The organism is Paenibacillus foliorum (assembly GCF_013141765.1).
GTDB classification, from domain to species: Bacteria; Bacillota; Bacilli; order Paenibacillales; family NBRC-103111; genus Paenibacillus_S; species Paenibacillus_S foliorum.
The window spans coordinates 60,299-69,627 of the sequence record NZ_WHOD01000133.1; the positions used below are offsets into that span (position 1 = coordinate 60,299).

Annotated in this window: 6 protein-coding genes; 4 read left to right on the forward strand and 2 right to left on the reverse strand. The window is 44.5% G+C overall.

The features are described 5' to 3' along the window. The first annotated feature begins 319 nt into the window (after nucleotides 1-319). The 4 genes from GC093_RS35080 to GC093_RS35095 all read left to right on the forward strand — a co-directional run bounded on the left by GC093_RS35080 (nucleotide 320) and on the right by GC093_RS35095 (nucleotide 6,304). Nucleotides 320-1,435, forward strand: coding sequence for a glycosyltransferase family 4 protein (locus GC093_RS35080; protein WP_171656601.1), 1,116 nt, complete (start codon nucleotides 320-322; stop codon nucleotides 1,433-1,435). A 42-nt stretch (nucleotides 1,436-1,477) separates the two neighbouring features. Continuing rightward, nucleotides 1,478-3,073, forward strand: a complete 1,596-nt coding sequence (locus tag GC093_RS35085) for a glycosyltransferase family 4 protein (RefSeq protein WP_171656602.1) — start codon at nucleotides 1,478-1,480, stop codon at nucleotides 3,071-3,073. Nucleotides 3,074-3,346: 273 nt separating this feature from the next. Continuing rightward, complete coding sequence (locus tag GC093_RS35090; protein WP_171656603.1) at nucleotides 3,347-4,816, forward strand: glycosyltransferase; 1,470 nt, start codon at nucleotides 3,347-3,349, stop codon at nucleotides 4,814-4,816. Nucleotides 4,817-5,257: 441 nt separating this feature from the next. Then, entirely contained in the window at nucleotides 5,258-6,304 is a 1,047-nt protein-coding gene (locus GC093_RS35095) for a mannose-1-phosphate guanylyltransferase (RefSeq protein WP_171656604.1), read from the forward strand. Between the two features lie 174 nt (nucleotides 6,305-6,478). Here the strand turns inward: GC093_RS35095 and GC093_RS35100 are convergent, their stop codons facing one another. Both GC093_RS35100 and GC093_RS35105 read right to left on the reverse strand, forming a co-directional pair. Next, nucleotides 6,479-7,963, reverse strand: a complete 1,485-nt coding sequence (locus tag GC093_RS35100) for an aminotransferase class I/II-fold pyridoxal phosphate-dependent enzyme (protein ID WP_171656605.1) — start codon at nucleotides 7,961-7,963, stop codon at nucleotides 6,479-6,481. Nucleotides 7,964-8,077: 114 nt separating this feature from the next. Beyond that, complete coding sequence (locus GC093_RS35105) at nucleotides 8,078-8,263, reverse strand: sigma factor G inhibitor Gin (protein ID WP_171656611.1); 186 nt, start codon at nucleotides 8,261-8,263, stop codon at nucleotides 8,078-8,080. Nucleotides 8,264-9,329 lie beyond the last annotated feature (1,066 nt).

Genomic DNA, 9,329 nt, shown 5'->3' on the forward strand with positions numbered 1-9,329 from the left:
TTGTGCCTTATAAGGCGGGCTTTTAGAGACAGCATGAATGGCTTTCGTCCAATCATCCGGTACAGAACATGAATTTTTAATATTCATTATATGTGTATGTCAGACGATTCGAGGAGGTTAGGGATAGATACCTATTTATTTGTCAGGCAAAGGCTCTCCTTCCTTATATGCAGTCCTATTTAGTTTGTTATAAGGCTTATAGCTTGGGCGTTCAATTTGGATGGGTGACCATACCGATTGTGATTTATAACATAGTCTATATAGATCTTGAAGTCGATCAATCGTTATAAACGATTCTATAAGGAAAAGGAGGATTTGTGTGCAGATCGTAATACGACATGTTTTCTATGAAGCCACCGGATATGGGAATAGTGCCCGGCAAATCGCTTTGGCTATGGATCAAGCAGGTGCGGATATTAAGCTGGAATCGGTGGGTAGAAGAGACGAATTTTTGGATCCATCTATGGAATCACTGCTGCAGCAAATGGAAAACAAACCTTACCAGGAAGACCGGATTTTATTAAAGGTAGGAACCGATTTGACCGAAGAGGATCGTCGGTTTTACCGGAAGGTTGTCAATTGTTCCATGTGGGAAACGAACAAAGCTCCCGCTCCTATGGCGAACGAATGCCATAAATTCGATGCTATCATATTACCCAATTCATTTAACCGGCAAGCTTTCTGGGATGCAGGAGTCCGTATTCCGCTTTACATTGCCCCTTATGGAGTAGACTCCAATCTCTACACGTCGGAAGGCGTAAAAGAAAGATTCGGAGAGGGCGACAATACATTCTTATTCTTATCTGTTTTCGGCTGGTCATACAGGAAAGGCCCGGACGTCCTGATTAAAGCTTTCCTGGAGGAATTTGAAGCGGATGAACCGGTAGCGCTTGTTGTCAAAACACACGGGTTGGACATTCAGCAAAAACCCGACCGGGATAGCTATGACTCCATCGTCCAATCCGTCTCAAAGTCACGGCTTCCCAAATTCAACATAGTGACCCGCGTCATGACACCGGATGAAACGGCAGCAATGTATCGAGGGGCAGATTGCTTTGTGCTTTCAACACGTGGAGAAGGGGTTGGACTGCCCGTACTAGAAAGCATGTCATGTGGAGTCCCCGTCATTGCAACCGGCTGGAGCGGTCTCGTTGACTTTTTGGGCCCCGATAGCGGCTATTTACTCCCTTACAAACTAGTTCCTGCCGGAAATGTGCATTATACAAATTTGTACGGTGAGGATCAATTTTGGGCAGAACCCGATCAAGGATCGCTGCAAAACTTAATGCGCAGGGTCTACGTTCGCCGGGAGGAAGCGAAAAATAAGGGAAGGAAAGCAAGGGAAATGGCTAATCATTGGAATTGGAACCGCACCGCCCATGCATTTATCGACGCTTTAGAGCAAGTTGCCGGAAAACCGATCGCGAGAAAATGATATTAGCAGCAGAATGATAACGATGAATCGAGGTGATTGTGTATGAGGTTTGGCGTAGATATGATGTACGCCCAAGATGATTGTGCGTTTCACGGCATAGGAAATTATTCCTTTGGGCATATGACACATCTGGCACAATTGCCTGATGTCGAATTGTTCATGTTCCAGCCTGATTTCCGGAATATGACCCGGGAGCGTTATGTGAATCAACTATCCCAATTCATTTCAATGAATAATCTGGATTTTTTTCACTTCCCGAATCCTATGATGGTTTCATTCCCAGATGTGTTTTGGAGCGGGGAGCTGCCTAATGTTCGGTTGACAGCTCTAGTGCACGATATCATTCCGTGGGTTTACCGGAGTCTTTATCTTCCCACGGCAGAGGCCCGTTTATTTTACAAGAAGCAATTAACGATGCTCCAGCAGATGCACCATGTGTTTACAAACTCGGAGTATACCCGTCAGGATCTGGTTCGTATTGGTTTTCCTCCGAAAAAAATCACGAATATTTCCGGAGGGTGCGACAACTCTTTCTTTCCCCTAGATCATGTTGACCTTGGGGGGTTCTCCCATGCGTTCGACATACACGCTCCCTATGTACTTGCTTTTACTCCGGGCGATTTCCGGAAAAACGGAGAAAGGCTGATCAGTGCATTTGTGCGGGCTGTGAGAGAAAGAGAGGAGCCCTGGCAGATTGTTTTTGCCAATGATACGCCCAATGAAGCTTTATGCCAACGTCTGCGGAATTTGGCTGAGGAAGGCGGAATTCCTGGGGGCCGGATCTGCTTTACGGGCAGAATTTCCAAATCACAAGTTCTGCGTCTGTATAACGGAGCTAAAGCCGTAGCTATGCCGACGCTCTATGAAGGTTTTGGTCTTCCCGTATTGGAGGCTATGCAGTGCGGCACTCCAGTGCTTACTTCTACCGAGACGTGTATGTCGGAAGTAGGGGGTGATGCAGCCGTATTCGTGGATGCTTACGATATTAACAGTATAACCGAAGGACTGAATAAAGTTTTGTTTGATGATTCTTTGAGACGGGAACTTAAAGCCCGCGGATTGGATAGGGCTGAACAGTTTCAATGGAACAAGGTAGCGGAACGTACTCATCATGTGTGCCAACAAATTATGGAAACCGGTGGCGGAGCAATCGGCCTGTTTGAATTGAAACCAACGAATGGGAAAGAGGAAGACATTCCTGTTGAAGTCTATTTTGCTGAACCCCGTCCCGCTGAATCCATTCCTGCCGGAACCCCTACTGCCACAAATGGTGGAGTCGTTTCTACGGAACCTCACCCGAACCGGGACCTCCCACCCATTAACGCCGAGCTCCCGACAATAAAGGATACTAAAAGAAAGAGGAAGAAGATCCTATTAAAAAAACGGTCCAAACAATCGCGCAAAAAAAGAAAGCTTGTATTGAAGCGGACGGGGCGAAAAACCATAAAAGCCCGCTATAAAAAGAAGAAAAAAGGGTTAACGGCCCGTAGATCACGCAAATTTGTAATGAAGCGTACAGGCCGCAAAACCTTGAAAGTCCGCGATAAAAAGAAGAAAAAAACGGGAACAGCCCGCAAGACAAACAAATTTATTTTGAAGCTTGTAAAAAAGAGGCGCACTTCCTTAACGAAAAGATAAGAAAAGCTTCTGATTCGGTTAAAACTTATAATTTCTTATCTTTTAGAAAGCAGTCAGCCGCCCCCTTCAAGGGTCGGCTGTTTATTTATCTATTGGATAAAATGACTTTTCGTATTCTTTTTAATCGTAGGCCCCCCTACTTCCATGATTGGTGAGTTTGGGAGCATCAGGACATTCGCCAATTTCTCACGGCTTAGGTATTTGCATAGAAATAGAGTGTATATGGCTCATAGTATATAAATAAACAGAGGTACTGAAAGGAGTGAAGGCGAAATGAAAAAAATCTCAAGCCTTCCCCGGATTAGAAAAAGAATAAGAAACCGGAATCGATTAAGAAAGCTAATGACCGTCAGATTAAAAAAGCGTTCTGTTCGAAAGGCAAAACTGCGAAATATTATTTTATTAAGAAAGAAACGTTCGTTCAAAAAGCGCCAATTAATCAAAAAGAAACAAAAAAAAACGGTACAGAAGTTAATTCACGTACAGCCCATCCACTCTGCCATTCCTATACACCCTGACTTGCCTGCCGTGCCTATACAGGCTGAGCTACAGGAGCATACTCCTCCTCCCGTGGAAGACTATTCGGAGGTACCTCCACAACAGCTGGAACCTGGTGTTAGTCTGATTGGATATACCCGAACGGAAATTGGCTTGGGTGAAGCTTGCAGATTAATGGCTAAGACCTTTGAAACGGTTCAACTGCCTTTTGGCATCCTAAGTTTTACCGATCCGGGTGCAATAAGCGCCAGAAATAATGATACATCTTGGGTTCATAAAGAAATGAATCACGCCCCTTATAAGGTTAATCTTCTTCATATGAATGCTCCAAACTTGCGCTGGGCTTTTGACCTTAATGCGCTGCCTTTAGGTAAAGGGCTCTTAAAACACCGATATAATATTGGTTATTGGGCATGGGAAATGCCCGATTTTCCTGATGAATGGTGCAATAGCTTTGAGCTCGTACAGGAGGTTTGGGCACCATCAAGCTTTATTGTGGAGTCCATAAAAAAGAAATCCCCCGTACCGGTAATCAGAATTCCGCATGCTATTGAAGTTCGAGGTCAAGACAGAAACAGGTCTGTTTTCGGTTTACCGGAGAACCAATTTCTATTCCTAGCTATGTATGATACGCACAGCCTTAAGGAAAGAAAAAACCCGCAGGGCTCAATTGAGGCGTTTAAAAGAGCGTTCACTTTTAACGATACCTCAGTCGGCTTGGTGATTAAAGTCAACAATCCCAATACGAACCCGGCGGAGATGGAAAGTCTGAAAGAATTAATCCATGGTTACTCTAATATTTACTTGATTCAGGAGATTTTGGATCGCGATAAGGTCGATGTTTTAATCAACTCTTCCGATTGTTTCATGTCCCTCCACAGATCCGAAGGCTTTGGCCTCGTACTGGCGGAAGCTATGTATCTCGGAAAACCAGTGATCGGAACCAATTGGTCCGGAAACACTGACTTTATGAACGCAGATAATTCCTGTTTGGTGAATTATTCATTGGCTCAGTTAGGAAGGGATCTAGGTCCATACAAAGCGTTTCAAATATGGGCGGAACCTGATATCGATCACGCGGCATACTTTATGCGCAAATTGGTAAACGATACACGATGGAGAAATTCAATAGCGCTGCGGGGACAGCAGACCATACGAAACGATTACTCTCCGGCGGTCATTGGGGAGATGGCCAAAAAACGGCTGATGGAAGTAAGTTTAACCAATGATCCTCCCTCTTATTAAGAATTGGAAAAATTGGCCTCTGCCGTTGTATACGCGGTCGCCTTTCTCCTTACCATCCACTTCGAGATCATTCCGCAACAAACTGGGACAAGCCAGAACCTATTTTTATTATCTGCCTATGATTTCAAACTCGTCTACATACGCAAATGGACAAGCTGTATTCAAAATTGGGCCAAATGCCAACTCTCCCTAATAGTCGTTACTTATCATGGTCGGGCAATACAGATTTCATGATCATTTCCAACTCCTATGCAATGTATTACACGGTGAAGGCGGCCACGATTGTAGCATGCATCCGATTTAAAATACAATTTGGCGGTCATGAGGACATGTGCCAATTTCTCAATTACCGGGTCATGGTCCATGGTAGCGAAAGATGACTTGCATATCGTATAGGATGCTCTATTTATTCATTAGAGATCAGGGACAGGAGGGATGGAATTGAAAGTCATCATAATGGCTGGTGGAAAAGGAACACGTTTTTGGCCCCGAAGTACAGAAGCCACACCTAAGCAGTTTTTAAGGCTCACCTCGGACGAGACAATGCTTCAAGTGACATATAACCGTTTTGCTGAATGGCTTCCTGTTGATTCCATTTACGTAGTGACTGCCAAGCTATATGAAGATAAGGTTTTAGAGCAGCTCCCCCATTTGAGTGGCGACAGGCTCATTATCGAGCCGGAGCAGCGGGATACGGGACCGTGCACTGCGTTGACTGCACTTCATTTTTTATGGTGCAAAGATGACGAAATCCTGGTGTTTACTCCTTCAGACCAGTATATATCCGACGCCCAAGCGCTGCGGCAGGCTTTACTAGACGCAGAGAGAGCGGCCTGCATGGATAGAGCCATCGCTACCATAGGTATCGTGCCGTCACGACCGGAAACCGGTTATGGTTATATTGAAACGATGGAAGAAGAGACGGAAAGCTTGTTCAAAGTGAAGAGATTTATTGAAAAACCTAACGAAATTGAAGCCAGATCTTTGATACAACGTCCCAACGTGTTTTGGAATAGCGGCATATTTGTATGGAAGCCTTCAACCATTGAGTACTATATGAAGAAACATCAACCTGAGCTATGGGAGCCCTTAGTAAGAACAAGAGGCCAAGAGGATGCCATTAAAATCATTTATCCTTCTTTGCCTAGAATTTCTGTTGATTATGCCATAATAGAAAAAGCAGAAAATATCCTTATGAGACCCGTTCAATTTATCTGGGATGATGTTGGGAATTGGACTTCACTTGAACGCATTCGTTTGGTAGATGATAATAGCAATATGCTGCAGGGTGATATCCATGCTTATTGGACTGAAAACAGCATCTTATATACGGAAAACCAGAAAATTGTGGTGATTGGCGTTCAAGATCTCATTATCGTATCTACTGACGAGGGGATGTTAATCTGCCATAAAACAAGAGAACAAGATATCAAGAAGGTTCTTCAAGACATTCAGAACGACCGGAACCTGATTGAAGGAAAGGGTTAACGAAGGTTGTTTTCGGAGCTGGGTGGTGATGCTAGAGGCTCCGAACGGAACGATCATGAAAGCCGCATGCGGCAATTAAAAGCCAGTTATAAGCAAGAGACGTGTACAAGGTATATTGACCGGTCATATCGGCCAACATACCTTGTACACGTCTCTTGCTTCGCTTGCATGTAATTATTCTCTGCCTGCTATTAATACAGGCAGCATCGGCACTTCCCCGGAAATCATCCCATGGATTCTCGCTCCCATTCGGACCAATTGGGTTAAATATCCAACTACTTCCTCTGAAATGCGCTCACCCGGACATAGAATGGGTATTCCCGGAGGATAAGGCACAATCATCTCAGCCGAGATCTGCCCAATTGCTTCATCAAGGGGAAGCTGAGCCGTCCCTTTCTGCCTGTACACATGCTCATCAAAAGAAACAGGCTCAGATAATCCGGGCACCGTAGAATACGTATAGGCTGGCTGCTCCACATTGCTCTCTGCGCGGTGCGTCACATGTCCAGTTGCTGAGTTGTCTATATCCTCCAACGCTTCTACTAACCTTCCTGCATCTTCTTGTGTTGAGGCTAAGCTGAATACAAGAAGCACAGCCTGTGGGTCTGCGAGCTCCACGAAGCACCCGCGCGCCTCAAGCGCATCCTTCAATTCAAACCCGCTCATTAAGCCTCCTCGATCCCTCAGTATCACTTTAAACGGATCTTGATGAATACTGCCAATCTCCTCTGGCTTGGTCGTCTGCAGTTCAAACCTATTCAGTCCCTGCATCCTTTCCTTGAAATGTTCCACAACAGCTATACCTTGTCCTAGAAGCTCCTCGCCGTTTGTATGCATCTGCTTCCGGCTAAGATCCAAGCTTGCCATTAGAGGATAAGACGGACTCGAGCTTTGAAGCATTGTTAGATATAGCTTGATCTCCTTGCGCTCAATAAGATTGCCCTGTACATGCAGCATGGCTCCCATTGTCATGGATGTCAGCAGCTTGTGCGTAGACTGTACTACTACATCCGCACCGTATGACAACGCCGATTTAGGCAGCGCTGGATGAAAACCGAAATGCGCTCCATGCGCCTCATCCACTAATAGCGGCTTCTCGCGATCATGAAGAAGGTGCACAAGAGATTCAAGCGGCATAGCAGTACCATAGTAACTAGGACGTGTTATAAGCAGTCCTTTCGCTTCAGGATACTTGCTCAGTGCCAGTTCAACCGCTTCAAGCGGCAGTCCGAGAGTCATCCCTGTCTCTGGGTCTACCTCAGGGTTTAGAAATACCGCTCTAGCTCCTGCTAGCATAAGTCCATGAATTACCGACTTATGCACATCCCTCTGAACGAGTAGAAGTTCCCCCCGGCGACAGACGCTGAGGATCATCGCCAAATTGCCTACAGTACTTCCGTTCACAAGGAAGAAGGTTTCCTCAGCTCCAAAGCAATCTGCTGCTAATTGCTGTGCCTCCAATATTGCCTCTTCCGGATGATGCAGGTCATCCAGACCAGCTATTTCCGTCACATCCAGCTGCAATATCGCTTCGTAATAAGGCCGGGCGGACGCCTCCAAGCCTTGGCCTGATTTATGTCCGGGTACATGGAAGCTAGTATGCTTTCCCCCAGCGTGTTCGATCAACCGCTCATATAGCGGAGTTTTATGTTTATTCATGTCTGCTATTCTCCCTATCAAACCTATAAATGTATAAGCCTATTGTAACAAACAAAAAGCTCTCAACCAACGGGCAGCCGCCGAGATGAGAGCAGTTCTTTTTTCATAGACGAACTATGCGTCTTTTTTATATAAAATTTGCTTCATTTGGTGGATAAAAAAAGAATACTTGGCATCCATAACATCGGTTTGGACCATCTCATGTTCGCAGTCCTCGCAAATAAATTCTGATATAATTATAATGCCGTATTCCTTTGTTTGTCCGCAGATGATGCAGTTATGGGTCATAGTATCCAGCATTGGGTCTCCCACACAACTCACCTCTATTCTTCTTTTCTATCAGTATGTCCGCATTCTCTTAAAGTAAACCTTACTGCTATAATTTTATGAAAATAGCTCGTACATAGTTCCAAAAGCTTATTTTTAGCGCTTTTCCTGCCGATATACTAAGTAATCAAAGAAATCTATGAAAATGGACGAGTGATATTATTGTGAGGGAACAACAGCTATCCAAGGAATCAACCGTTTACCACTACCGTCTTTTACAAAGAATCCACACCAAAAGAATTTATTTCGGTCTGTATTGGGGCGTAGTCGCTGCACTTTATATCTGGGATTTAATTCGTTTTCAGCCATTTTCCCTAGTCATCGGGCTCATTATCATTCCTTTATTGCATACTCTATTGATATACCTGTACTATAAACTAAAAGAAAAACGTAGACTTGCCAACTGGTTATTTCAGCTACGTTTACCTTGGATCGGGTTTGTTCCGACTAACTACATAGCCATGCGACGTTTAATGAGGCTTCACCTTCAATTGTTATGGATCCCCATTGTAATCTGCGCATGCTTCTACCCGTGGGTTTCGCTTGATCTGATTCTTCACTTACTATTTGTCCATTTTTGGCTATTATTGCCGCGTTTCATTATTTTTTTCCGGTTTCGAAATCATCTTGAGAATGGTTTTCTAAAAATAAACGAACAGGATACCTCTTGTTACGCCCAATAGCGCATATATTTGACAGTACCTCTCTCCAAGTCTGCTTAGTTATACAGCCCACTAGGCCCGCCTCCCACAAAAGGAAGCGGCCTTTTTCAGCATTGCGTCGATTAATTCTCCTTAGCCGCATGTCATTTGCTAGATGACCCCTTGTATCCTTTACTTCTATGTACTGTCCTCTCACTTCAGTAAAAGTTCGCCTTCTATAAAGCAAATGTTCCATTGCGGGCGTTGTCCCTTTATCCCTACTATCCCCTTTGCTCAGCAAGCCAAACTTAAGAAAAGCCATATTAGGAGTATTCTACTTACAAGATGTTTCTTATATGACAAAAGAGCCCTTCTGGACTAAGTCCAAAAAGGCTCTT